Consider the following 26852-nt stretch of genomic DNA (forward strand, 5'->3'; position numbering starts at 1 on the left):
TTTACTCACATTTTATCAGTTTAATAGGTCCCTCGAGACCTACTGATGTTAGTGGTTCATTTTTGTATCTATTTGTCCATCTATTTACAGCTGGGATATCTAAAGATAAACAATAGTTTGACAGAACTGTGGTATAGTGAATTTCAATAGCGTTTTCGCCTTCCTCTAGAACATCAGATACAGGATACATCGCTCTTCCATACCAACGTTTATCGACTTTTTTACCGTTTATGTAAAGTTCTGTAATGCCTTCATTCACATTACCTAAACCTAAATGTGTAATAGCGTCTTCAACAGTAATTTTAGTCTTATAGATAAGAGTTCCAGCAAACGTATTTTGCGTTTTATCTTTTGATGCGCCAAAATCCTGTAAAGCATTCATATTCCAGGTAAAACTTTTACCATCAACCCTTTTGCCTTCAACCGTCCAATTCGTATTTATTTCTTTAGAAAACGTCAACTCGGTTTTCTTATCCATAGATTTTATCTCTGGTTGTACATCTTCAAATATTAATAATAAAGATTGAAGTGGTTGTAAATTGATTTGTAATTCGCTTGAAGTTTTTTCAAAATAATAAGGCTTGCGCTCGCCTGTTTCAGGATTCCATAGATAAGGATATTTATTTTGAAATGGAAATATCGCTGTAAAACTTGAAGTCTCGTAACGATTGATATTTGTAAAGAAATAAATGATTTCTTTTGAAGTCGTTTGATGAATTTGAAACACGTTCTTGCTAGGGTTACTAATTTCTACATCTGTCGAAAGTTCAGATTTCTGTAAAATTTCCTTCGTCCAAGAGAATAGTTCCTTAATCGAATTTGGTTGTTTTACACTGATTATTGATGATGCATAATTACTTTGAATATCAGTCATCATATCTGAAACAATTGCATCATTGGACTTATAATTGTTATACCCTAAAGATTTATCAGGCAACCCATCAATAACAACAATCTTACCACCAGAAGCCACAAATTCTTTCAATGTTTTAGCCACTTCAACATCTACTGATTGCAAATTGGCTAAGACTAGCAATTTAAAATTCATATCGCCATACGATAGAACACCATTGTTTACCTCAGCATTAGCCAACACATTTTGGTTAATATAATCGCAAGAATATCCTAACTGACTTATAGGTTCCCACAATCTGTATAAATACTCTGGTTCCAAATGAAATGGTGCTCTTGCCAAACCTTCATCTCCCCATAAATCGGAAGTTGGTCCTAAAATGGCAATAGATTTTTTAGCTTGGGAATTTTGAAACACATAAGACAACCGTGCATTGTAATCTACCCAATTGCTTAAATGTTTCCACCATGGATTTTGCTCACTAAAATAAGCGCCGTAACGAATCCAACCAGGAAAGGGGGCGCCTTTAGGGGAATAATTATACCCATGTAAAACAGAGTGATTGATACCCGTAATAAAATTCATATCATCATGCTGTTTAATCTCTTCCAGTGTGGTTTTAAAAACACCATTGGTATTGGTCATCGCCTCGCAACTGGTTATTTTTTTTCCTGTTAAATGTGCTGCGGAAGATGCATATAAATTCCAAATTTTATCGCCTCTATGTTGGCTCCATTTTAAATCTTCATCTTTCATTTCCGCAACATAAATCCAGTTATTACTTTCAGGAATATCAGGTATCATGTAACCATCCATCATCCCCATTAAAAATGGGGTGCCATAGGCTTGATAGCGACATAAAATCCCATTTTCTTCACAGAAGGCTTTATAGGTTTTGGTAAAATTCTCCAGAAAGGTTTCAACCAACATGTCGTTATAATCAAAACGCACGCGCTTTATTTCCGTTTTAAAATCCTCTGAAAACCCTTCTAAATATGTGCTTTTAGAATATTCTCTATGCCCCTCATAGAACACAAAAGCCAACCAAGGTTCTAATTTATAACCATAAGTTTTAAAAAATAATTCTGAAAAACCATCGCTCCAATTAGCACCGGAGACCTCTATACTATCGCAAAACAGTGCTCGGATTAATTGGTTTAAAGGTATTCCTGAACGCTCAGAAATTTTTTTCATCCTGTTTAAATAGGCCAAAGTCATTTCCTTTTTATAATGGTCTATAACAGGACCCGCACCTCCCGGAGCTCCTAAAGTAACATCCCTAAAATCTTGTTGTAATAGTTGATAAGATAGCAAATAATTACCTTTACCTTCAATAGTGTATTTAATGTTACCAGCCTCATCTAAATGATCTTTAAGATTAATAATTTCACTTGGAGAATTGCAATTTAAAGGCATCAGAGAAACTCCTGCAAGACTCAATTTTGTACGGGCGCTGTTATGTCTCTCTTGGCGGTTCTTTTTATACTTCTTTTTGTAAAATGATATTAAATAGTCCTCACTTACCTCAATTACATCACCATTTTTATAAGAAATAACATCTGTCACCATCCGTTGACAGGTTTCATCCTGAGTTAGAAACTCTCCCCCAAAAGGCCATCCAGTCCCTGCAATAATATCAGCAACCATACCTAAATCTTGCGTTTTTTTACAAGCATGTACCACAAGGTCTACCCATGCATCACTCATCCAGACCAACGATTTTTCATCTGTTGACGTCTCATTAGGCATGGCAATAGGATTTATTTCAACACCACCAAAACCAACACTTTTTAAAGATTCAAGCTGTCTGTCTAATTCCTCCCTTTTAATTTTGTTGCCATTCCACCACCAACGCACAAAAGGTCTTGCCTCGGCAGGCGGATTTTGAAAACCTGAGAACAAATCTTGAGCCAAAGCTTCAGATTGATTGGATTTAGTTTCATTGTTTGAATTACAACTTAAACATAAGATTAAGAGTGCAATGCGTAAGGCTATTCTACTAAAAAAGAGCGTGAAATCTTTCATAAGGAAAGGTTAAAGTTTAGTTATTATGTTTCAATCTATGAATTGATTTAATTTTGAGAACAACAAAATAGTTATTACTGCTATATAAACCATCCTGAGCTATCTTGACTACTTGGTATAAATTTTGAAATTTTTATAAATAGCGGTACGCGTGTACATGTGCCGCAATCCTATTCTTCCCTCTGAAATTGGAGCTACTTTAGTAATATCCCATTCAAAATATTGTGCGTTACCTGCATGCTCCATGTTAAAACTTAGTTTTTTTGAAGTTTTAATGGCGGTTATATGGTAGGATTTTCCTTTTTCAAATAAACCTTGCATATCATACGACGGTTCTACCACAATACTATTAAAAGGTTTGTTATCTGGTTTGGGATAGCGACGCGCACGAATATAATGCAACCCATTACCTTTATTACCAAAAGCTGAAAAACTGATATGAAACGTGTTCATGTTTTCAAAATACAGCTTCATTTTAGGAACTTCTCGTAAGATCTTCCATTTAGATATATCTTTGTCATGAACACCCTCTTGGTCGCCTGTTGCTTGAATATACAGAATATTTACATACTTATTGGCGTCATCGGTTTTAATGTAATCAAACTCAATTTTCACATCCCCTGAAAATGATTCTTTAGTCCATAAAACTGCATGATGGGCATCATTTTTAGCTTCAGAGCCTGCTTTAAAATGCATACCGTCATCAGAGTGTTCCACCGTAGCTGTCAAACCATCCAGCGTCCACTGTTTGGACCAATCTTTAGTACAATCATCCTCAAAAGTTAATTTCCAATCCTCTTGGATATCATTATTCTCTCCGTTTAGAAGCTTGTTCGTCTTACATGATAAAAAGAAGACAAAAAACACTAATAGAAATATATTCCACTTCATAAACACTATTTACTTAAGAAATCTTTTCCCCATTTTTCTCTAAGCTCTACAGCAAGTTGATTTACAGTGTCTTGATATTCTGGTTTTTCTGCAAGATTATCCAATTCTAAAGGATCAGTTTTATGGTCGAACAGCATACGAGCGTAAGCTATTCCATCATCTTTAACCCATTCCGTATAGAACAAATCGCCTTTAATTAAGGTAACCATATCTTTAAATTTCGATACTGCCCAATCCTTTTTTGGCATTAGTCCATTAATTACAGGCACAAAACTTTGCCCTTCAACATTTTCAGGGCTATCCAATCCAACCAATTCAGCTAAACTTGGATAAACATCTATATATTCAGCTATAGCATTTGTTTTTTGTCCGCTTGTTTTACCCGGTACTTTTATGATTAATGGTGTTCTTAGAGCAGTTTCAAAAGTGACGTGTTTACACCATAATTTGTGGTCTCCTAAATTCCAACCATGGTCGCCCCATAGAATTACGATGGTATCCTCCTCTAGCTCTAAACGCTTTAACTCGTTCAAAACCAAACCTATTTGTGCATCCACATAGCTTACACAGGCATAGTAACCATGAATCAATTCTTTAGCCATAGCTTCTGGAACATCGCCTTTTTTAGGAATATTATGATATTTACGCAGTTCCCCAAATTTATGAAAGGCCTCTTTAGGCGTAGATTTTGGTTGTATGTAGCTTTCAGGAAGTTCGATAGTACTTCGATCATACAAATCCCAATATTTTTTTGGCGCATTGAAGGGCAAGTGTGGTTTCATAAAACCGAGTGCCAAAAAAAATGGTTGGTTTCCTTCTTTTAGTTTTTGTAGGTCTTCTATCCCTTTTTTGGCAATTTTGCCGTCAAAATAGGCATCATCTTCAGCAGCTATATTTTCAAAAGGTGGACCATAGCTTGTCGTTATAGCCTGCTTTATACTTTCAGATAATTGATAGTCTCTAACATTTCCTTCAGGAAACCATCTAGAATCCCAAGCATTATTGTCATCTTTTCCACTATGATAAATTTTTCCATTTGAAATGGTGGCATATCCATTTTGCTTCAAAAGCATAGGCAATGATACCGTATCTGGAGCATCTACATCCTTCTCTGTTCTGGCATCTAAAAATCGATGACGTGTTGGTCTTATGCCCGTAAGCAAGCTCGCTCGTGAAGCACCACAAACTGGCACGTTGCAATAGGCTCTGTTAAACACCAAGCTTTCGCTAGCCAATTTATCTAAGTTGGGAGATTGGATATGATTGGCTCCGTAGAAATTAAGTTCTGGCCTTAAATCATCTACGGCAATAAATAAAATATTTTTGGGCTTGTTTTCTTCTAATACCTCCGATTTGTTTTTCTCATTTTTACAAGAAACTAAAGCAAAAAGGCAGATAAAGGTACAGTTAATTATTTTAAGCATGGTTTAATTTTTACTGCTGATAACTACATAATTTAAGACTGATAGACTCTATCCCACTACTCAACACTAGTTCTCACTTTCTGCTCTACAAAATAAGGTTGAAACGTATACTTCGATTTTTCATCCCATCTAGCATTTTTAGTAGGTAATAGCTTTTTTAACTCTTTTATAGTTTCTTTATATTCTGAATTACCAGCTACATTTGCCCATTCATTAGGGTCGTTACTATGGTCGTACAATTCTTCCTTACCATCCTCATACTGAATATACCTATAGCCATTCATTTTAATAGCATGATTATTCATTCCAAAAGTAGTAATAGCCCGTGCTTCGCTAAGACCTTCATCATTTTGCATCATAGCCACCAAGCTATTGCCCTCATTTCTCTCATAAGCAGGTAAGGCACTCAACTCTAACAAAGTTGGATAAATAGATAACATCTCTACTGGTGCATCTATCTTCTTCCCTTTTGGCAAGTTTGGTCCCGCAAATAACAATGGTGCTTTTGTTGCCGTTTCCCAAAGAGCATGTTTTGCAAAAGTGCCTTTTTCGCCTAAGCGATAACCGTGGTCTGACCATAAAACAATAATGGTATTGTCGGCATATTTACTGTTTTCTAAAGCGTCTAAAACACGACCTAATTCATAATCCACAAAACTTATGCAAGCCAAATAGGCCTGTACAATTTTTTTCCACTCCCCACTTTCTTTGGCCCATTCTGTAGATGGCATCATAGGCAAATCGTTAATTTTCATACCAACGGGAGGAATATCATTTAAATCATCAGACTTGTATGGTGGTGTTTCAATTTCTTCTAAAGGATATAAATCGAACCATTTTTGAGGCACATACAATGGCACATGCACACGTAAAAAACCAAGTCCCATAAAAAATGGTTTGTCATAATTTCGTTGTAATCTTTCAGTAACCCAATTTACAGATTGATGATCAGGCAATAATGAATCTTGTTCAGGAAAAGCTCCCCAATCGGTGCTTGTTCGTCCATGTGTTCCTCTGATACCTTTTCCAAATCCATCCCAGACAAAACGTTTTTTAGGATATGGGCCAAAACCTTTGACGCGTCCTCCAGATTCATTAAACACACTATCAGGTGCATGGATATGAAACAACTTTCCTATTCCCATAGTGTGATAACCGTTATTTCTAAAATATTCAGGAAGAAACGTGATATCTTTTGTTTCAGGATTGCCATCCCGACGTACTTCATTATCAGGAGCCATACCATAAATACCTGTGGTTGATGGGCGCAACCCCGTCATAATCGATGCTCTTGATGGTCCACAAAGTGGTGCTTGAACATGCGCGTTGGTAAAGGTAACTCCCATATTAGCCAACCTATCAAAATTTGGTGTTTTTACGTTTGAAAAGTTATCGATTGGACCTATCATGTTGTTTAAATCATCTACTGCTATAAACAACACGTTTGGTTTGGTATTTTGAGTTTCGGTAACTTGTTCCTGTGATGCTTTGGACTTACAAGAGCTTGCAAACAAACCCAAAACACTTATTACAAACACTATTTTTTTCATATATGATATCGTTTAAATATTTTTTAAAATGCAAGAACCTCAATAGCAATTTTAACTTGACTACTTACATTTTTAAATTCTGCTATAATTGGAATCGCCTCTACCCCTGGCACCATATTGAATAGCCTTCCCTTTGGTGTGTCTTTTATTTTTATAACTGAACTTGAAGTGATTTTTACTACTCCATCTGGTTTCTCAATAGTAATTTCATGTTCTGAAACTTGTGTTACTTTTTCTCCTGTTGGAGATACTATTGGTAATACAAAAGCAGTTGGTGTTTTTATAGCCTCATTGGTAGTCGCAAGTATTTCTAATTTTTCAGAAGTTGCAGTATAGTCTAAATTGAAATTTGAAGCCGTTTCAGATACCGCCTCAAAAGCTTCGTTTTTTAGTTGTACTTTAGCCTTGTATTCCAAACTATCCGTCTCATCTTTTGATGTAAAAGTGGCTTCTAAATCAAATAAATTGGTGTACCAAACCTCATTTTTAAATGTTTCAATGCGTGGAGTTAGCGCAAAATCCTCTCCCGGTTGTTCCTGCTGATTGTGCGCTTCTAAGAGTTTATATATCGCCAAACTTGTAGTACACAGTAATCCCACTTTCATGTGATATAGTGTACAAAGCGATGCGCCCGTGGCTTGCCTTACATCTTTTCTGGTACTGTAAATGGAATCGTAAGCGGATACCGTTCCGCACCAATCGCCTTTGCCAAATAACGACACATCTAACTCTTTAAAATAGGTTTCCCCGTTTGCTACTGCCCTTGGTAGCGGAGTAGACGTATCAATTTTAGGTAAGTCATCCCAATGGTCTAAAATGGCGGCTAATGGTTTAGCATGTGTAAAGGTGTGATGCACACTAGCCTCAACACCATGAGACACATAATGTAGTCCCCCATAGAGCAACCCATCTTTGGTACATTGTTGTAATAATTCTGTATTCCTGAATGTTGCTGTTCCCAAAGCTGGATTATGCCCTGCCATAAACGTAAATGCAGGTTGCATACCATCACTGGTTCTACCGCCCCAATAGGTCCACTTAAACATGCGGTTTCCAAAACTGTTATCTACACCGCCATCGGGTAATATAAATTGTAGGTGCGAGTTTAATGATTTTTTAAGCAATTGTAAAAGCTCCTCATCTTTTGCTTCCAAGGCATACATTACAAGGTTATTTAGCGATTCCTCAATATTGTATCCTAAATCTATACCTGGCAACCCTTTAGGACTCAGTGCTTTTTTATTCTTATTTTGAATTTCGCCAAAAAGTAAAGCATTAGGCTCAGAGAAATGACTTTTAATTTGATTCGCCATGTCCTTACTTCTTTTTAAATACTTTATATTGTTTAGCATATTGCCTATTAAATGCAAAGCATAAATCGTAGTAGCGCTGTAATTGATATTGGAATTACCCACTACATGAAATCTATGATACACAAACTCCATTGCTTGCCCTAAACGCTTATACCAGCGTTCTTTTCTCGTTTCATCAATTAAGTCGCCATGAAACTTCAAAGTGTCTGCTAGTGCAATGGCTGCAAAAACGGTAGTGCCCTCCCAGGATTTTGGGTCTACATCGTTAGTCCAAGCGCCATTGGGTTTGGTAACATTTTTACCCCATTCAAAAACAGCAATACCGGCATCTAAATATTTTTGCTCGCCAGTAATTTTAGCCATACAAAAAAATGGATACACAGCATCAATAACACGACCATGCATCCATCCTGTTGGACATTTAAATTGCCCGTGTAGTGTTGGGTCTGATGGATTAATGATTTGAATTTTAATCATGCCATCACACCATTCCTTCAATAAATCAAAAACTAATTTTCTGTATTCAGGAGAATGAAATTCTTTTACCTCATTGATACATGAACTTAACAAGCTAGTTGCTGAAAGCGACAACCCAACACCTGTTATAGTTGACAACTGAATAAAATCCCTACGCTTCATCTGAATATAATTTTTAGTTTAGTAATTTTGATTTATTCAGCTCTAAACGCGGTAATTTTATCCTGTAAATCTTTTACAATATCTGGGTTTGCTTCTGCAATGTTATTTTTCTCGAATGGATCTTCTTCAATATTAAATAGTTGTACTACTTCATTTTTCTTTCTTACTGGATCTGGAACAATAATTTTATAAGGAGGGAAAATCGCCATATTGTAGAACATGCTGTTTTCTATCGTATCAAAATCGTGTGCATATACCTCTCCAAAAACACCTTTTCGTTCATTTAACGCCTTTTCATCTAAAACACTAATTCCAGGTAAATTTTCAGGTTTTTCAATCCCCAAAATATCTAGAACTGTTGGCACCATATCTATACTACTTGTTATTGTATTTTCATCCATTTTAGCTGTAATTTTTCCTTTCCACTTGTACATGATTGGTGTACGAATACCCATATCATAAGGCGCACGTTTAGAATGCTTTAAATACCCACTTTTTTCTGGATTTTGCGCCCAACCGTTATCGCATACATATACAAAAAGTGTGTTTTCTGTTAAGCCTTTTTCTTCAAACATATCAAATAATTGTCCGCAAGTTTCATCAAACCACTCACACATCGCCCAATACTTTGCCAAATGCTCTGAGTCTGTTTTCTTCTTATACTTTTCAAATAAACGTTGCGGAGGATTATGAGGCCTATGTGGTAAAAATGGCGCATACCATAAAAAGAAGGGTTTCTTTTCTTTTAATGCTAAATCCACATAGCTGTTAATCGTATCTAAACCTTTTCTTCCAATTTCTAAACCATAATCACCATGTCTCCCTCCACGTGTTGGATCTCCATGCGTCATACCATAATCGAAACCACCAATTTTATGGTTACCGTGCCACCATTTACCCGTTTGAAAAGACAAATAGCCTTTTTCTTTTAGCATATCTGGAAGTGTCGTTTTCTTTTCGAAAGCAGAAATAACAGGTTTATAGGCTTCTGCCCTTTCCTTTCCACGGATATTTCCACGGTCGTAGACCTTATCATTTCCTAAAATGCCATGATCTTTAGGATACAAGCCTGTAATAATTGTTGCCAAAGAGGGAGAACATAAAGGTGTTGGCACATAGGATTGTGTGAAGGTTAAACTTTCTTTTGCAAACTGATCTATACGTGGTGTTTCAATATTTTCATCTCCCATGAAGCTGTAATCTGTCCAAGATTGGTCATCGGAAAGAATAAAAACAATGTTCGGAGTTTGATTTGTCTCTTCAGACTCCTGCCCTTTTGCTTCTAATGTTTTTGTTTTATTTCCACAGGAAAAACATATCAATAATAATACGATATAACCTAGTTTGTTCAATTTATTCATAGTTGTTACTTATTTGTTCTGTTATTTGTTATTTTTTAAAACTTTAGTTTCTGTTTGTAAACGTTGTATTGGACCACTATCTCCTAAAAGGTACATTTTTCTGAAATCTGAATCTTCTTCTTTTTGTGCTACAACGATTCTAGCATCTGGATGTGGATTATCGATAAGCGCAGATATGATAAAACCGGAATTCTTTCGACTTAAAAAAACGGTGTTCTTCTTAAATGTTTTTCCGCCATCAAAACTATCCCATCTACTAATTTCTCCAACATCTGCTTGAGTTTGACTTTCTAAATATAAGCTTACTTCAGAGGCAGATTTCACTTCAATATCTGCATCACCTTTGGGTAAATTATCGGTATTTCCTTGTAACCACTCTTGTCCATCCCATCTAAAATGCTGTATGCGCTTAGTACCACTTCTTTTAGCTCCTACATCTGGACCAACCATTACACCAACTTGAGGATTCCCATTAGAATCTATATCTGTTATAGCTTGAAATGTCCAATCATTGGGTATTTGCTTAACCAAAGTTTTTTCGTCTGCCATTTCTTTGGTTAAAGGCATTGCTAAAGGTTCGTTTTTAACATTTTTCCAGACACCTGTTTTTGTATCAAAAACCATATAATACAAATTATGTCGTTCTGGGATATGACCTCGTGGGTCTTGCGCATTTTTTTTGTCTCTGCAAATATGATAATCAAATGCTACAATAATATCGTCTCCATTCCCTTTAGAAAGCCAAGGATACCAAGAATCTTCTGCTTCTATATCAGTTCTTCTTTTATGCTTTAAAAAGGAAACTGGCTCATCAAATGTTTTTCCATTATTGGTTGATTTTTGATACACCCAATTGCTTCTGTGTGCTCCATGACGATAAAACAAATACATGTCCCCGTTATCCATTTTTATAAACTGACTGTAGGTTCCAAATAATGAAATGTTATCTAATGTCTCCCACTCAGAAATATCTAAAGGTTTTTTAGAAACTGCATGTAAATTTTTCCCATAGTGATGATTTCCTAATGGGTTTTTACCATCATCGGGTGTTCCACCATGACCTCCAAACGCAATATGAATATATCCTGCATCGTCAATAAGCAATGCCGGTTTACCATGATTGTCTATTTTTTTCTTTCTATTAGGGTCCTTACCCATTTCACTAACTCCCGCTTTAAAAGGGCCTTTCCATTCTTTAGTAGTATGATTGTAAGACGCTACATAAGGATCTTCTAAAGCCCCTTGATAAGCTACATAAGTAATGCCTTTATGATATACACCTGATGGATGTTGTACAATTGCAACTGCATTACCAAAACCATTATCGGCAAAATAGTCTACCATTTCGTTCCCTGCTTCAATTGTTTTGTCTTCTTTGGCTTTATTTACGCAACCCAACAAACAAAAACAAATAAAGAGGTGTATATAAACATAATTAGTCATTAGTTCTCTAACTTTATAGTTTCAAAAAATATCAATTTTACAGGTCCGAGCAGACCAGACTTTAGCAAATCATCATTCTTATTATAATGATTCCAACTGGCAAATGTTGTTCTTTTCGATGGTCGTTCTGTATGATTTAATAACCAATCTGGAAGCGGTTTTGCACGTTTACCTTGTCTTGGATAATCCAATTTTAGTTTTTCGTTACCAATCAATCTATTGGCCCATAAGTTTGTCACTTTAACTTCTAAGGAATTTTTACCTTCTTTCACAAATTCATCAATGTTTACTCTGAAAGGGGCCTTCCATAAAGATACAACATTATTACCGTTAACTATGACCTCTGCAATAACGGATACACTTCCTAAATCTAAGGTCACACTTTTATTCGGCTGTATCATCTCTTCGGATAACACAAACTCTTTTTTATAAGATGCTGTTCCTGAAAAATGTTTAATCGCCTCGTCTTGCACATCGGTCCACGAAATCAAATTAGGAAACGTCTCTTTATTTGAAGCTTCTGAATTTATTGGAAAAGAAACTTCCCAAGCGCCTGATAGCTCCATTGGTTTTGAAACGGATGTCACTTCTGCGGTTTTTGATTCTCCTGATGCTAGCGTGTAATTTATCTTTCCTGCATAAGGCGTTGTCCAGCTTATTGCATCATTTTTAAATTCTAATTTTGGTTTTGCTACGTCTTTAGATAATTTTAAAAATTGACCTTTTGGAATAAACATAGTGCGTTCTTCTCCATCAGTTTTATAGCTGATTTTTAAAACGGTTTTATCTCCTTCTGGAATTTTATTCTCAATTAATTGATTAGACACCAAAATATCATAAGTTCCCGAACTTACTAAGTTTTGTATCTTACTAGTGACATCATGAGTTTTATAGTGCTCAGGAATACCAATCGTTTCAGCTTTAAATTTACCGAAGACAGCTTTTAGTACTTTTAGTTTTTGATGACCTGCATCTATTTCGATATGTTCGCGTTCTTCGGCATACAATTGTTTTTTAGTATTACCAATTTGATATTCCATTCGAAACTCCTTTTTATAGCCCATTGCAGGATCACAATCGCAAAAAGCTCTGCTCATTTTAAAATCTAATGTTCCGTTTTTGATGGCTTTATTTACTTTGTCTGTAATATCAATTAAGCCCTCTTGTAAAAACGTACCGTATTCTGCTTTTATAATTTCTAAATTCGAAAGTGGTTCTGTTTGAGAAGGTTCTAGTTCTGTTGAAACTTCTAATATATGGTTAGCTTTAACAGGCTTTTTAAAGACAACAAAAACTGATTCTTCCATACCTAAGGATAACGGAACTGTGGTTGTCCCATCTTCATTTTCTTTAAAAAATACCACATCTTTTGTAGTGCCTTTTTCTGAGTCCCATAGTTCTGGTTGCTTTCCTGAAACTCGAAAACGCGCTGTAATATCTCTGGCTTCCTTTCTAGCATTTGCTATAAAATAGATATCTGCATCAGCTGTCTTTCTATGCATAAAACTCAAATCCGAATTATCACTACTTTCAATTTTAAAATCTGGTGTTGTATCGCTGAGCGCTTCTTCAATAGTCATATCTTTTACCAAACCTTTTCCCCATAATGCATCGACGAAAATTGAAACTTCTTCATCACAATTTGGATAATCAGTTAAACTTGGCGATTGCAACGGTTTTTTTCCAATGACCTTTGCGCCACCATTTACCAATTCTTTTACTTTTTCTAACGTTTCTGGTTTGATAAAGTCTGATTCCGGTAAGACCAAAAGCTTATATGTATTGCCTACGGATGAATATATTGTTCCATTTTTAACGGTTAGGTCCTTTAATTTATTCGCACCAATCAAATCATAATCAAAACCCATGGCTTTAATTTCAGGTTTAATGAAGCCTGTATTTGGCGATGATTCTCCTGTAAACACTAAAACATCGGCTACATTTTTACCTTGTTGCAATATATATTGTGAACGAGCTACGTAATCCATATAACCCTTACTTTGTTTCCACCAAGTATTTAAACGGTTAAAATCAAAACCATGGTAACTTAAGGCCAACCCTGGTGCGACATCCCAAGGTTGATGTACATAAGTATGAAAAATGAAACGGGTTATGCCTTCTGCCCAAGCACGATCGCCAATTGATTTTATATCTGCTGGATGCTTGTCCCAACCCCCAATGCCAGTAAAGGACTCTGCACCAACAATTGAGCTTCCATTTAAATGTGCTATGGATGATACAAATTTAGGCGAATCAAAAAACGGATAACCACCACTCCAAAATTCACACATAACAATATCGCCTTGAGCACCTACTTGCATATTATCAAAAGGGCCCCAATAGGGTTCTACAGAAAATTTCAAATTATTTTTATGACATAATTCTCCAAAATGCCCATAATAATTCTCTGCGATTAAGTCGCCAATAGTTCTTCTAAAATCCCAAAGAAATCGTTCTGAAACTTCTCCACTTTCTACATAATAGCCTGCTAAAGTTGGTAAATATGCTGTTAAATCATAACCTCTTAAACTTTCAAACTGTATATCGAAACCAGTAGTCCAATTGGTAGTTTCTACTTCGTAACTATCAATTAAACAATTGTTAACGGTTGTACCTACTAAATCGCCCAATTTATCAATAATGGGTTGTATACCAGCTTCCCAATACGCATCTAGTGCTTTTTTACTCATTTTATCCACTTCTAAACCTTTGGCTTCTGGGGGTGCTGGCCTGTTGGTTGTTCCTATTGGTGTATGTCCTAAACGTAAAATAACCCAGTCGCCTTGAGGTACGTCCCAATTTAAAACCCCATCATCAGATAATTTTGAAGTTATATTGATAATGGCTTCTTTTTGGATAATAGCTTCTTTTGAAATTGCTTTAGTATCAGGTAATAAATGATTTCGAACACGTTCAGAAAGCATTTTATAGTCCAAACCATCAATTTTTATAGCTTGGTTAGGCTTCGGAAATGCTAAAACTACAATGTCTTTATAGTAGTCGAACTTCGTTTTAGGTTTTGGTAATTGTTCTTTTATGGTTTTCCCGCCTTTAACTATAAGTTCACTGAAAACAACTGTTTGCATTGCATGCTCTTCAGTAACCCAAGGTCCTCCAGAAGACGACCAACCAGCACTGTTATGAAATGCCATTTCTAAACCTAAACGTTGTGCCTCTTCCGCAGAAAATTTGAATAAGTCTAGCCATTCCTCACTTAAATATTTTACTGATCCTTGCGGAAATCCCAAATGCACATTAAACAATTGTGCTTCTTGAATACCAACCGCTTTCATAGCTTCTAAATCTTTGGTAATTCCAGATTTAGAGACGTTACCACTTATCCAATGCCACCATGTCCTTGCCTTGGCTTGGTTTGGTGAATTTTTAAAGCCTTCTTCTAAGGTTACATATTGCTTTTCTTTTTCTAAAGACTGGTTATTACACCCAAAACATAAAAAGAGTATACCTAAAATGGCTAGTTTTTTCATTGCTTATTTTCTTTTTACAATTTGTGAAGTGGTAATAGTCACTGGCCCTAACAAACCTGAGGGCAGTAATGTATCTGTTGGTTTTTGAAAACCATAAACGCTAAATGTTTTGCGAGGACCTTCTGGTAATGGTTCGTTGTTTCGATACCACTCTGGCATTTTTTTAAACTTACCCCTAAATTCTGAATCGCCAAAACCTGGACTTCCTCTTCTAACGTCATAACCCGTTTGATTCGGTAATTTTTCATTACCAATTAAACGATTTGTCCATTGGTTGGTAACTTGTATTTCTAATGCGTTCTCCCCTTCTTCTAAAGCATCCGTCACATTTATATTGTGAGGTGCTATCCAACTTACGCCAACATCTTTTCCGTTTACAAGAACTTTAGCAATTACATTTACTTTTCCCAAATTGAGTTGAAATTGTCTGTTGGACTGCAACATATCTTTTTCAATATTGAATGTTGTTTTATAAATTGCTGTACCAGAATAATGTTTGATTTGATCTGTATCATGTGTTGACCAATCAAATAATTTGTCGGTTCGTATGGTGGCTTTGTAAAAGTCTTGTTCCCTAAAATTGATTTCCCAATTCCCTTTAATTTCTATGGGATTAGGAATATCGTTTACTTCAATATTCCAGTTTTCTGAATCATTTACTAGAGCTGAATAGGTTCCGTTTTCAAAAACCTCAGCCTGTAAATTATTATCGCCATCTAAACTAAATACAGGCTTGGATACATCCTCAGATTGATTATACGTAACTCTTGGTTGCACTGTTTCTGCCTCTTTAAAAACCACAAAAACCGACTCTTGTGGATGCATTTCTATGGAAATATCGGTTCTTCTATTTTTTGTAGTGTAATCCACCAACTTGGTAATTTCTCCAGTTTCGGCATTCCATAATTCGGGTACTTTTCCTTCCACTAGAAAACTACAATTTAACGTTTCTGTTTCGGTTAGATTATGGTTATACACAAAATAAATATCTTCCTTTTCAGTGCGTCTGTGGTAGAAATTAAAATCGGGTTGGCCTTCTACAGTCAAATCTTTATGAATGCTATTTTCTTCAAAAATTTGCTCCCATTCTCCTGAACTATAGGTTCTTTTACTCGACCAAATTTCATTGACCAATGTATCAAACTCCTTTTGCATTGCTTCAGTTACAACATAACCTCCCAATTTTTGAGGCTTCTTACCAACGACTAAAGCACCTTGCTGTGATAATTTATGAATACCTTTTAAGGTTTCTAAATTAATGGCTTCATTTCTCTGTAAAGACAAGGCATTATAGGTAATGCCATTAGGTAATTTCAGCTTCCCATCTTCTACACTTAATCGATTGATAATCACATCAGAATTTACACAATCGTATTTATACGACGCTGGTAATTTTGGTCGCATTTGTTTTGCATGTATCACATGACTTGGCGCTCTGTCGCCCACAAAAACCAACACATCTAACACCGGATTTCCTTGACGTAACATATATGAACCTCTTGCCAAATAATTAAACCATTCTGGTCCTGCATTGTCCCACCAAGTTTGTGTACGGTCTATATGCGAGCCAACAAAACTCATGCTCATCCCAGGTTTTACATGGGTATTGGATTGATGTGCGAAACGATGAAACATGTATTCGTTAATCCCGTTTGTCCACTCGTAATCGCCTTTTTGTTTGGCTAAAGCCGGATGGAAACTCCAATTTAATTTGGTGCTGGTAAACGCTTCTGCAGAAATAACATTTTTTCCATAAATATGCGCTGAAGATACTGGTGCTCGTTTGTGATTATTCGGTTTTCCCAACCAAAACTCTCCCATTGGTATATCGGCTTTTCGTCCCGCATCTAAACTATTAAAAGGTCCCACAAATCCGTACGGTTCCACATAGGATATTAAACCATCTTGATGACATAATTCTGTAAAATAATCGAAATAATTAGTTACCATTAAATCGCTTACCAACTGTTTCATATCCCAAAAAACGGACTCAATAGTAGCTTCATTTTCTATATGTTTTCCAGCAAACAATGGTAAAAACGGAACAAAATCATATTTAAAACGCTTTTCAAATAGTTGTTCCATATCGTCAGTCCAATTTTGTGGACCAACTTCATAGCTATCAATTTCTACATATTGTAAGGCATTTGGTGCATCAATTTTGGCTTGCTTTACAAGTTTCCCAACAAAGGCATCATAATGTATTTTTAATGCTTTTTTGCTGAATTTATCTACTTCAAGCCCTGTGCCTTCATCAGACGCTGGTTCGTTTGTTGCTCCTGAGGCTGTAAAACCGAAACGCATAATAGTCCAATTTCCTTTAGGTAGTGTTGCTTTCAGTACACCATCTGCATCCATTTGGCCGGTTAACACAATGATGTCTTCTTTTTTGATATAAGCATTTGCATCTGCTTTTGTAATAGGGCGTCTATTTTTTCTGTATGACGTGTATTCCATTACATTTCCTAACACTGGACTTGCAGAAAGTTGCATTTCATAAATACCTGCATCCATTTCGGTTTTTATTCTAAAATAACGGGCTGTAATAGGTTTAAAACTTTCATAGAAATAACATTCGTCTTTTCCAATGCGTTCTTCCTTAGGCTTGTGAGCTATTGTAAAATTAATACCATCATTTGATTTTAATAAGGTAAACCTTCCTTTTCGTTTATTGATAAAAACATTCATGGAACATATGGTGTGTGGTTTCCCGTAATCGTATTGCACCCATTGGTCCGCCTTTAAATCGGCATGGGTATTGGTTTGTTTGTCTGTGGCTAAATTTACTTTAAACGCTTTGTCTGAAGATGTGATTATAGGATTTACATTGTCGTCAATCAATTCCGTTTCTAACGTTGGATACGCCACAACAGCAATATCCTTATAAAAATTATGTCTTGCTGGTGGTTGCGGTAATTTTAGGTTGATTTGCTTACCACCTTCCGCAATCACTTGACTATTAACAACAACTTTCATGGCATTTTCTGGGGTAACCCATGGGCCACCACTAGACGTCCAACCATCACAATTATGCACACCAAAACTCAATCCTAACTTTTCGCATTCTTTAGCCGCATGTGTTAAAATATCTCGATGTTCTTGAGAGTTGTATTTTACATACCCTTCTGGCAAACCCATAGACACATTAAACACTAAAATACCGCCAATACCAGCCTCTTTTATGGCTTTTAAATCTTTAGTAAATCCTTCTTTTGATGCATTACCACTATTGATATGATACCATGTTCTGGGTTTGGTTTCTTGTGGTGGGTTTTTAAAACCTTCTTCAAGACTGATTTTTTTTTCTGAATTACTGTTAACTTTCTGATTTTTACAAGCTATTACAATAATAAACAAACAAATTATATGTACTATTTTTTTCATTAATGATGCTTTAGTATTTCATCAAAAGTGTCTTCTTTAAAAATTTTATGCGCTTTCTTTAAATCGGAAACTAATTTCTGTTTTGAATATTTTTTACTTTTAATTTGTGTGTATTCCCATTCTTTTTCACCTGTTAAATAGGGTAACATATACTGATATCCAGCTTTTATACTTCTGCCATCTTTAGAAGAGGCATCCCAAAGATTAACACCTACTTTTTTACCAATAATTGCCAACTCTAAAAAACCGTGTAGATTCATAACTGAATATGAAAACGATTTGGTTCTAGCTAATTCTAATGGTTGTCGACCATCTGGTTCGATTTGACTGTAAATTCTATTCTTTGATATTGTTAAAAGGTGATTTTTTACTTCCTCAATTCGATTTAAATACAACAAAATATTAAGCAATAGGACATCATAATGAGTGCCATGGTTGTTTTTTCTTGTAGCCTCTTGTTTACCTAAATCACTATTTTGTAACCAGTATGCAAATTCTGAAAACCATTGGAACATCGCCTGTTCTGTTTTGATACTTAGTATTTCTTTTTGTTTAGCTATTTCTAAAAATTTTAGAATCTCAATAAAATCTCCAAACTCTATAATTCCAAAACATCTTCCATCAAAACGCCCAGGAACACCTTGACCAAAATTCACATTAGGATTCATTTTAGAAGCATCATTAATAAACCACGCTTCAATAAAAGCTATATTTTTTCTAGCATACTTATCATCTTCACTAAAAAAAAATGCTTTTGTCAATGTTTTTACAGCCGAAACAAAATTGCTTTTTTCTAAAATATCTGTGAAGTTATTTCGTGTTTCTGGGTTAACTTTTCCATCTTTTCTGATGTAGGGTAAACCATTTTTACTTTTTGGATTTGGCCAATAGTATGGAGCAATACTCAAGTAATCGTGTTTGCTTTTGCTTGGAGGAACACCTGTTTTATGCACTACAGAAAACACATCTCTACTTAATAATTTATTTGCCTGTTTGATTAATGCTTTATACTCTCTTTTTGTAATAAATGCTTTTTGCTCTTCTAACTCATCAAAAGCAGTAACGTGGACGTTTTGATTTTGCTTTTGGGCAATTGATAATGATGAACAAAAAAGGTATGTGCCAATAAATGCTAGAATACGTATCACTGTTCTCTTAAATCAATATTACTTACTGTCATTATTACTACTAAACTTAAATAATAAAACATTTAGCACAAGTAAAACACCTATTATGTATACAACTGTCATCAAATTTCATCTAATCTATAAATAGTTCATCTATATATGGCCCACTCTTTCCTGATGTTTCAAGTCTTATATTATTGGCTCCTGCTTTTAAGGTAATAATAGTAGGTACAAATTTCCATTCCTTTTCCCAACCTCCTGTGGGTTTGAACTCTAATGTTCTTATGTATTCATCATTAACATAAAGTTTCATAGGGTGTAGTTTTCCTTCATTATTGTGCATATATCTGAAACGTATGCTATAATCTCCTTGTTCGCCATCATTTTCTTGGTACCAAGTGATAGCACCTTCCCCATTTTGAAATTCTACAAAACCACTTCCCTTATACCGACGTGCCTTTGAACTCGCTTTTGCTGTTCCTTCAAGGCTACCATCTTCTGCAGAAATATTAACGCCTCTTCCTATCCACATATCGGCAGAGTGCTCATTTCCCCAAAACAAACCTTCGTTTTTACCAAAAGTCTCTTCCATGGTTAAAACAACGGTTCCATTTTGTTTTACTATCGCCTTTACGGTAGTACCATCATCAATGTTAAACGGTTTGGAATATTTTTTTCCGTTAGAATCAGGATTACTTCCATCTGTGGTAAATAATATTTCTAACTCAGGAAATTTTGAGTTTTCTCCAATGAGACCAATTTGCTGAGCTTCAATATTGATTAAATTAGAAATGTATAAACTCTTATCTCCTAAAATAGCTCCTGTAATAATTGACGCTTGTTGTGCATTTGGTTGTTCTTTTAAAAACAGTCGCGTTTTCCCGAAGAACATTTTCCTAAAATCTGATTTGGTACGACTAGTAGGGTCTATAGGGTCTCCATTCTCCATAGAAACCTTGGTTAAATCGCCTTTAATGTTATAATACACTCTATTTTCTCCGTATGGATATAGATTATTCGAATTATCTGTGGCTTGCGAGGTTATAATGAAGTTTGCAGGAAAACCATCTTCAGCTAATAATTTTTCTACACTTGTAAGTAGTTTTGAAGGATGCTCACTTGTGCTAAAATGTGTTCTCTTAACTTCTTTACCCTTTATGTAAGCCACTGCTTCAATAGTACCTGCCTCATATGGCACCATCCACTCACATTGCATTTCATTCCAAATGGTACCTGGCTTATCTTTTCCGAGGGACTCTCCGTTTAAAAACAACTCTACTTCATCAGCATTAGAATACACCCAAACTGGAATAACAGTACCTTTTTGCATTCTAGGGTGTGTCCAATGTGGCAACATATGAACCATTGGTGCTGAAGTCCACTGGCTTTTATAGAAGTAAAATAGATCCTTTTTAAAACCAGCAACATCAAGCGCTCCTCCCATAAACAAGTTAAAAGGTAACCCTCCATGAACTAAACCTGCTTCTCCGTAATAATCGAAACCTGTCCAGCGGAAATGACCACTATGCCATGGCGTATCACGCATTACTTCCCAATATTTTCTTGCAGACACACGTACTGTAGCATTGTCATAAGAGGAGTTAAATCGTTGTTTTCTATTTCTCCAATCTTTTGGGTTTAAACCTTCATAAAAAAAGATTTCTTTTTCTGTAAGATTTGGTAGTTCATATGTTCCGGGCAACTCATTATCCCTCCACCATGTTTGTGTTCTATAGTACCCTCTTGTTTGCCATGTATGAGGTGCTTCTGTGGAAATAAATGGTTTGTCAAAATGCTTATTTTCTATAAATGTTTTAGTTTCAGAACCACCGTTAACGCCTTGTATATCCATATCTTCTGGGTTCCCAGCTCCTGAGGTAAACAATCTGGTAGGGTCTAAACTCTTGCCGAACTTAACCAATTCTGGTGCCACATCATTATGGGTTTCATTACCCAAACTCCACACAAAAATACTTGGGTGGTTTCGGTCTCGGGTTATCCATTCTTTCACGTCGCGTTGCCACCACTCATCAAAGGCTTGTTTTCCATAATCTTCAGGTGCTTTTTTATGCCATCCATCAAAAATTTCGTCCATAACCAATAACCCAATTTCGTCACAGATATCGTAAAACATAGGTGGTGTTGGATTGTGTGACGGACGTATGGCATTAATCCCCATATCTTTTAAAGATTGTAATTTCCAACGCAACATAGGCTTTGTCCAAGCACCACCAACAGGCCCTCCTTCCCAATGTTCGCAAACACCTTTCAGTTTTATATTTTCGCCATTTAGCCAAAAGCCTGTATCGGTTTTCCATTCAACCGTTTTAAATCCGAAAGTGGTTTCAACCTCATCTATTACTTTTTTGCCATCCAAAATTTTAGTAACTGCTTTGTATACATTTGGTGTCTCTGGGCTCCACAATTTTGGGTTTTCCACTTCTAATTGATATGTTGGCTTAGTGATATTTAATTTCTCACATTTATTTACCAACTCTTTTCCCTGAGGAGAGAATAATTTCACTTCATACTTTAAACCTTTTAGTGCTCCATTAATCTCTGCATCAATTGCTACGCTTGCCTTTTCTTTTGAAATTGAAGGTGTTTTAATAAAAATAGAATTGGGTTTAAAATGAGTTTGATTTACTTCTATTAATTGTACTTGCGCATAAATACCACAAGGATGATACCATCGTGCCGATGGTTCTAAACTATTATCAACCCTTACTGAAACTATATTTTTTCCTTCTTTTAGGTATTTTGAAATATCATATCTAAAACTAATATATCCATAAGGTCTTTTGCCTAGATAATTACCGTTAACCCAAACTTCGCTATTCATATATACGCCATCAAAATTGATATAGGTAATTTTTGAAAGACTTCCTTTTTTAATTTCAAAATACTTTCTATACCAACCAATTCCCCCATCATGATAACCACCGCCCTGTCCTTGGTCTCCACCTTTACGAACACCTTTTTCAAAAGACCAATCATGTGGTACATTTAGGGTTTTCCAGGACGAATCATCATAATTTTCTTTTGAAAATGATGTATTGTCTTCCAATATGAATTTCCAATCATTATTAAAGTTTGTTGCAGTTCTTTGAGAGTAAATTGATGCAGAACTTAAAGCTAAAAATAAAGCTATGAGTATATTTTTCATTAGTTAGTTTTGTTACTAACAAACTTAATTTTTTAAACTCTAAATGTAATCCTGTTGTGTCCTGCAACCATCGATACTTAGATACGTACAAAAACGGCATGAAAAGCTATTTTTAACTACTTGTATTTGTGAATTTTTTTGAAAACTCTGAAGGTGTTAATCCAAATTTTTGCTGAAAGCGTTGGCTAAAGTATTTTGGACGTTTAAATCCTACCGCATAAGCGACCTCTGTAATATTTAGTCTATTCAACTCTAATAATTTCATAGCATGATTTAGCCTTATATCTTGAATAAAATCGTTTGGGGTAACGTTAGCCCAGGCTTTTATTTTTGTAAAGAGTATGGAACGGCTCACTCCTAACTCTTCTGAAAAATGAGAAATATTAAAATCCTGATTGGACATATTTCTATGTACTATTTCCAGAGCTTTATCAAGCAATTGCTGATCTAAGGACGTTAAAGACACATCTAGGGCTCCAAAATTTTCATTTGATGAAAACTTATCTTTTAAGCGTTCTTTAAACTCCAACAAATTCTGGATTTTAAGCTTAAACTCCTTAAGGTTAAATGGTTTACTTATGTAATCGTCTGCACCACTTTCAAGCCCTTCAAATTTATAAACCAAAGCGGAACGTGATGTCAACAAAATTACAGGTATATGGCTTGTAGCTATAGTAGTTTTAATCTTAGAGCACAACTCAGTACCTACCATCTCTGGCATCATTACATCACTAATAATTAAATCGGGTAAATATTCAATAGCTTTTTGTAATGCTACTTTTCCATTTTCGGCTTGTATGATGTTGTATTTAGGCTTGAGTATTTCTTTTATAAATGACCTGAGTACTGTATTGTCTTCTGCAATTAAAATGGTGTATTTCTTCTTCTCTAAAAGTAAATCTTTTGGACTATTGGTGTTATTAATTTCTGTATCTGAAATGCTAATTTGAGTAACGTATTGAGATACATCATCACTCATTTTAAAATTCTTTAGTATTTCGTTTTCTGACAGATGCCCTTTTCCCAGTTTTAATTTTACGATAAAAACTGCTCCCTCAGGTTTTATATTTTTAACTGATATTTCTCCATGATGGAGTTTAACAATGTTACTGGCAATAGACAACCCTATACCCGTACCTTTATTATAGGCCGTATTGGTTTCACTATTATTTGAGACTTCAAAAAAGCGGTCAAAAATCTTATCTAAAAATTCTTCTGGCACCCCATTACCTGAATCTTTAACTTCTATAACAACGTCATTGTCTTCCTTATATATATTAACAGTTATATCTCCCCCATTTTTTGTATGCTTGAAGGCATTAGATATTAAATTATAGAATACTCTTTCTAGCTTATATCTATCGTAAAAAACTAATATTTCATCGTCTGAGGTATTAAATTTATAATTGTATTTGCCATTTTTGGCATATTCACTGAAGGACAAAAATATCTCCTGTAAAAACTTAACAATATTTCCTTCTGCTGCTTCTAATTGTAATTGGTTACTTTCTAATTTTCGAAAATCCATTAATCTATTAATAAGCCGTAGTAAGTGATTGGCACTACTATCCATAACCTTTAGCTTTTTGTATATCGTCTTAGATCCTGAATAATCGTTTAGTATGCTTTGAAGTGGCCCCAAAATTAAGGTTAAAGGTGTTCTAAACTCATGGGAAATATTAGTGAAAAACTTTAGCTTAGCCTGATTTAACTCTTCCTTTTTTTTATTTTCGATATACTCCAGTTTTAACTTATGCTGTAGTCTAGATTTAGATTGTAGTATCCATACTATTCCGAACACTAATCCAAAGGAGACAATACAATAAATAACGTAAGCCCACCATGTTCTCCAGGGAGCTGGATGAACTTTAATTTTTAGTTCTGTGATTTCGTCACTCCAAACACCATCATAATCAGCTGCTTTAACCTGAAATGTATAAGCACCTGAGGTTTGTAGTGCAAAAAAGGCTTCTGTTTGTTTTGTGTAAAACCAATCGTCTTCTAACCCTTTTAATCTATATGCGTATTGATTATTTTTGGAGTTAATATAATTGGGAAAGGCATAGCTGATAGAAAAACTTGCCTTATCATGGGTTAACTCTATTTTTTTTGTGTAGCTAATACTTTTTAATAAAATTTGATTACTACTTTTTGCTGTTATCTTTTCATTTCTAATTTTTAATTCTGATAGTATGACTTTTGGTTTAAAATTATATTTTACAATCTTATCTGGATTAAACATTATTATACCTTGTAAAGCCCCAAAATAATATTGATTATCAACTTTTAAAGCGGCATTCATTATAAAGTCATTATTAGGCTCTATATTTTGTTGATTGTAAATGATACTTTCCTTTTTAAAAACATTATACCTAACTATACCTTTATCTGTACCTATCCATAAGACCCCATCTTTATCGTCTTCTAAAATTGAATTGATGGTAAATATTTTATTGTTAGCTGATATTACCACAGGCTTAAAGTCTTTACCATTGAATTTATATAATCCTCTGGTTTTAGTACCTATCCAAATAATATCATTTGAATCTTTATAAATCGTGGTAATATTAAATCTCTTTACGGATGCTTCATTGAAATAATTTGAAATTTGAAATTTAGAACCATTGCGCTCTAAAATACTTACACCTCCTAAACCACCTGCAATTACACTATTTTCATCTACATGTATTTTCCGAATGATACTTGAAGCCAATGAGGGCTTTTTATATACTTTAAGTCTTTTTGTTTTTGTGTTATACTGAAGTAATCCCCTACCATAAGTACCAATCCAAACATCATGACCTGTTCCTTTTTTAATATCTAAAACCGAAGTGTTTTCTGTATAATTTTTAAGTCTATTTGATAATATATTTTTTAGCTCTTTCTTGGTTTCTAAATCATATATTTTTAACCCCCTGTTTAGTGTACCTATCCATAACAAATTGTTTTCGTCACAGTATAAAGACCTTACAGGATAAGAAATAGTTTTGGTAGAATCTTGAATTTTTATGATCTCTGTAACCTCGTTATTTTTTTCCAAAACATTTACACTACCTCCTTCTGTTCCAAAATAGATATTTTGCTCTTTATCTGTGATAATGGTATTTGTAATATTGTTGTAACTGTTAGGGTTTTTAATCTTTTTAAAGTTTTGGTTAGACTTGTGCCATGTGGATACACCAAAACTCTCTGTTCCTAACCAAATAGAGTTACTTTTATCCTTATAAATTGTTTTGATTCTATTTTTAATACTCCCATAATTTTCATCTTCATTCTCCGCTATACGTATTATTTTTTTAGAGGATGTTACTATAAAAAGTCCGTTAGTAGTCGCTACCCACAGATTGCCATCTTCATCTTTCTCTAAATCTTGTATGTCCAGACTTTGGAGTATGTCTAAATGTTCTGGGTAACTAAATTGTTCTGTTTGCGTATCAAATAATAAGTATCCATCGTATTTACTCGCTATTCCCAAAACCCCCTTTTCTATTTCTAGTATTTTATTTACATGAAATCTATTTTTCGAATTCTCTATGCTATACGCTCTGGTAGTAAATTTTCCTTCTCTATCCCTATTTACTCTTATAATATTATTTTTTGTAGCCAACCATACAACATTTCTTTTATCAACATATATGTCATATATAGGTCTATTTTTTCCCTTTCCTTGTAAAAACCTAGTAAAAGAATCTGTTTTTTTATCATAGATTGAAACCCCGTTTGATGTTCCAAACCAAATACTACCACTCTTCATCTCTAAACTAGAAATAACAGCATCACTACTTAAAGAGTTTTTATTGGACGATTTAAAATATTTTTTGAACAGATTACTTTGAGGTTCGTATTTGTTTAAGCCATTAAAAGTACCTGCCCAAATATTACCTTCTCTATCTTCTAAAACATTAAGTATATCACTACTGCTGATACTGGATGTCTCATCAGGTATATTTCTGTATATAACAAATTCTTTTCCATTGAATTTATTTAAACCATTACTTGTTGCTATCCATATTTGCCCTAATTTATCTTGGGTAATTGATGCAACCGTATTATTTGAAAGACCATCTGAAATATTAAAATTTCTAAAATTAAAATCACTAATTTGAGCCTGTAATAAATTAATAGAAACTAAAAACAGTATGAGAAATGATCTATAATTCATTAAGAATTTAGTAAAGTATTGGTAAA

Annotated in this window: 12 protein-coding genes; all 12 read right to left on the bottom strand. The window is 34.8% G+C overall.

All coding sequences use genetic code 11. The features are described 5' to 3' along the window. Window position 1: 1 nt before the first annotated feature. Window positions 2-2878, bottom strand: a complete 2877-nt coding sequence (locus tag JS605_RS07680; RefSeq protein ID WP_203257111.1) for a glycosyl hydrolase — start codon at window positions 2876-2878, stop codon at window positions 2-4. Window positions 2879-2986: 108 nt separating this feature from the next. Next, complete coding sequence (locus JS605_RS07685; RefSeq protein WP_203257112.1) at window positions 2987-3769, bottom strand: DUF1961 family protein; 783 nt, start codon at window positions 3767-3769, stop codon at window positions 2987-2989. Window positions 3770-3774: 5 nt separating this feature from the next. Further along, window positions 3775-5193, bottom strand: a complete 1419-nt coding sequence (locus JS605_RS07690; protein WP_203257113.1) for a sulfatase — start codon at window positions 5191-5193, stop codon at window positions 3775-3777. Between the two features lie 56 nt (window positions 5194-5249). Continuing rightward, a complete protein-coding gene (locus tag JS605_RS07695) occupies window positions 5250-6743 on the bottom strand; it encodes a sulfatase (RefSeq protein WP_203257114.1) in 1494 nt (497 codons plus the stop codon). 23 nt (window positions 6744-6766) lie between these two features. Further along, window positions 6767-8695: a hypothetical protein gene (locus JS605_RS07700; protein ID WP_203257115.1), complete on the bottom strand. Its 1929-nt coding sequence runs from the start codon at window positions 8693-8695 to the stop codon at window positions 6767-6769. Between the two features lie 32 nt (window positions 8696-8727). Further along, on the bottom strand, window positions 8728-10056 hold the full coding sequence (locus JS605_RS07705) for a sulfatase-like hydrolase/transferase (protein ID WP_203257116.1): 1329 nt from the start codon (window positions 10054-10056) through the stop codon (window positions 8728-8730). Window positions 10057-10077: 21 nt separating this feature from the next. Further along, the gene (locus tag JS605_RS07710; protein ID WP_203257117.1) at window positions 10078-11499 is read right to left on the bottom strand and encodes a BNR-4 repeat-containing protein; all 1422 of its coding nucleotides are present in this window, start codon (window positions 11497-11499) and stop codon (window positions 10078-10080) included. Continuing rightward, the gene (locus JS605_RS07715) at window positions 11499-14987 is read right to left on the bottom strand and encodes a glycosyl hydrolase (RefSeq protein ID WP_203257118.1); all 3489 of its coding nucleotides are present in this window, start codon (window positions 14985-14987) and stop codon (window positions 11499-11501) included. The genes JS605_RS07710 and JS605_RS07715 overlap by 1 nt, the downstream gene beginning before the upstream one ends. 3 nt (window positions 14988-14990) lie before the next feature. After that, window positions 14991-18371, bottom strand: coding sequence for a glycosyl hydrolase (locus JS605_RS07720; RefSeq protein ID WP_203257119.1), 3381 nt, complete (start codon window positions 18369-18371; stop codon window positions 14991-14993). After that, on the bottom strand, window positions 18371-19519 hold the full coding sequence (locus tag JS605_RS07725; protein WP_203257120.1) for an alginate lyase family protein: 1149 nt from the start codon (window positions 19517-19519) through the stop codon (window positions 18371-18373). The genes JS605_RS07720 and JS605_RS07725 overlap by 1 nt, the downstream gene beginning before the upstream one ends. A 112-nt stretch (window positions 19520-19631) precedes the next feature. Then, the gene (locus JS605_RS07730; RefSeq protein WP_203257121.1) at window positions 19632-22664 is read right to left on the bottom strand and encodes a sugar-binding domain-containing protein; all 3033 of its coding nucleotides are present in this window, start codon (window positions 22662-22664) and stop codon (window positions 19632-19634) included. A 112-nt stretch (window positions 22665-22776) separates the two neighbouring features. Next, a complete protein-coding gene (locus JS605_RS07735; RefSeq protein WP_203257122.1) occupies window positions 22777-26826 on the bottom strand; it encodes a hybrid sensor histidine kinase/response regulator transcription factor in 4050 nt (1349 codons plus the stop codon). Between the last annotated feature and the right edge of the window lie 26 nt (window positions 26827-26852).

Origin of the sequence: Hyunsoonleella ulvae, from assembly GCF_016827605.1 — a bacterium.
Lineage (GTDB): Bacteria > Bacteroidota > Bacteroidia > Flavobacteriales > Flavobacteriaceae > Jejuia > Jejuia ulvae.

Excerpts from the sequence above, each read along its gene's own strand:
- JS605_RS07680 (WP_203257111.1), bottom strand. The coding sequence starts at position 2,878 with ATGAAAGATTTCACGCTCTTTTTTAGTAGAATAGCCTTACGCATTGCA.
- JS605_RS07685 (WP_203257112.1), bottom strand. The coding sequence starts at position 3,769 with ATGAAGTGGAATATATTTCTATTAGTGTTTTTTGTCTTCTTTTTATCA.
- JS605_RS07690 (WP_203257113.1), bottom strand. The coding sequence starts at position 5,193 with ATGCTTAAAATAATTAACTGTACCTTTATCTGCCTTTTTGCTTTAGTT.
- JS605_RS07695 (WP_203257114.1), bottom strand. The coding sequence starts at position 6,743 with ATGAAAAAAATAGTGTTTGTAATAAGTGTTTTGGGTTTGTTTGCAAGC.
- JS605_RS07700 (WP_203257115.1), bottom strand. The coding sequence starts at position 8,695 with ATGAAGCGTAGGGATTTTATTCAGTTGTCAACTATAACAGGTGTTGGG.
- JS605_RS07705 (WP_203257116.1), bottom strand. The coding sequence starts at position 10,056 with ATGAATAAATTGAACAAACTAGGTTATATCGTATTATTATTGATATGT.
- JS605_RS07710 (WP_203257117.1), bottom strand. The coding sequence starts at position 11,499 with ATGACTAATTATGTTTATATACACCTCTTTATTTGTTTTTGTTTGTTG.
- JS605_RS07715 (WP_203257118.1), bottom strand. The coding sequence starts at position 14,987 with ATGAAAAAACTAGCCATTTTAGGTATACTCTTTTTATGTTTTGGGTGT.
- JS605_RS07720 (WP_203257119.1), bottom strand. The coding sequence starts at position 18,371 with ATGAAAAAAATAGTACATATAATTTGTTTGTTTATTATTGTAATAGCT.
- JS605_RS07730 (WP_203257121.1), bottom strand. The coding sequence starts at position 22,664 with ATGAAAAATATACTCATAGCTTTATTTTTAGCTTTAAGTTCTGCATCA.
- JS605_RS07735 (WP_203257122.1), bottom strand. The coding sequence starts at position 26,826 with ATGAATTATAGATCATTTCTCATACTGTTTTTAGTTTCTATTAATTTA.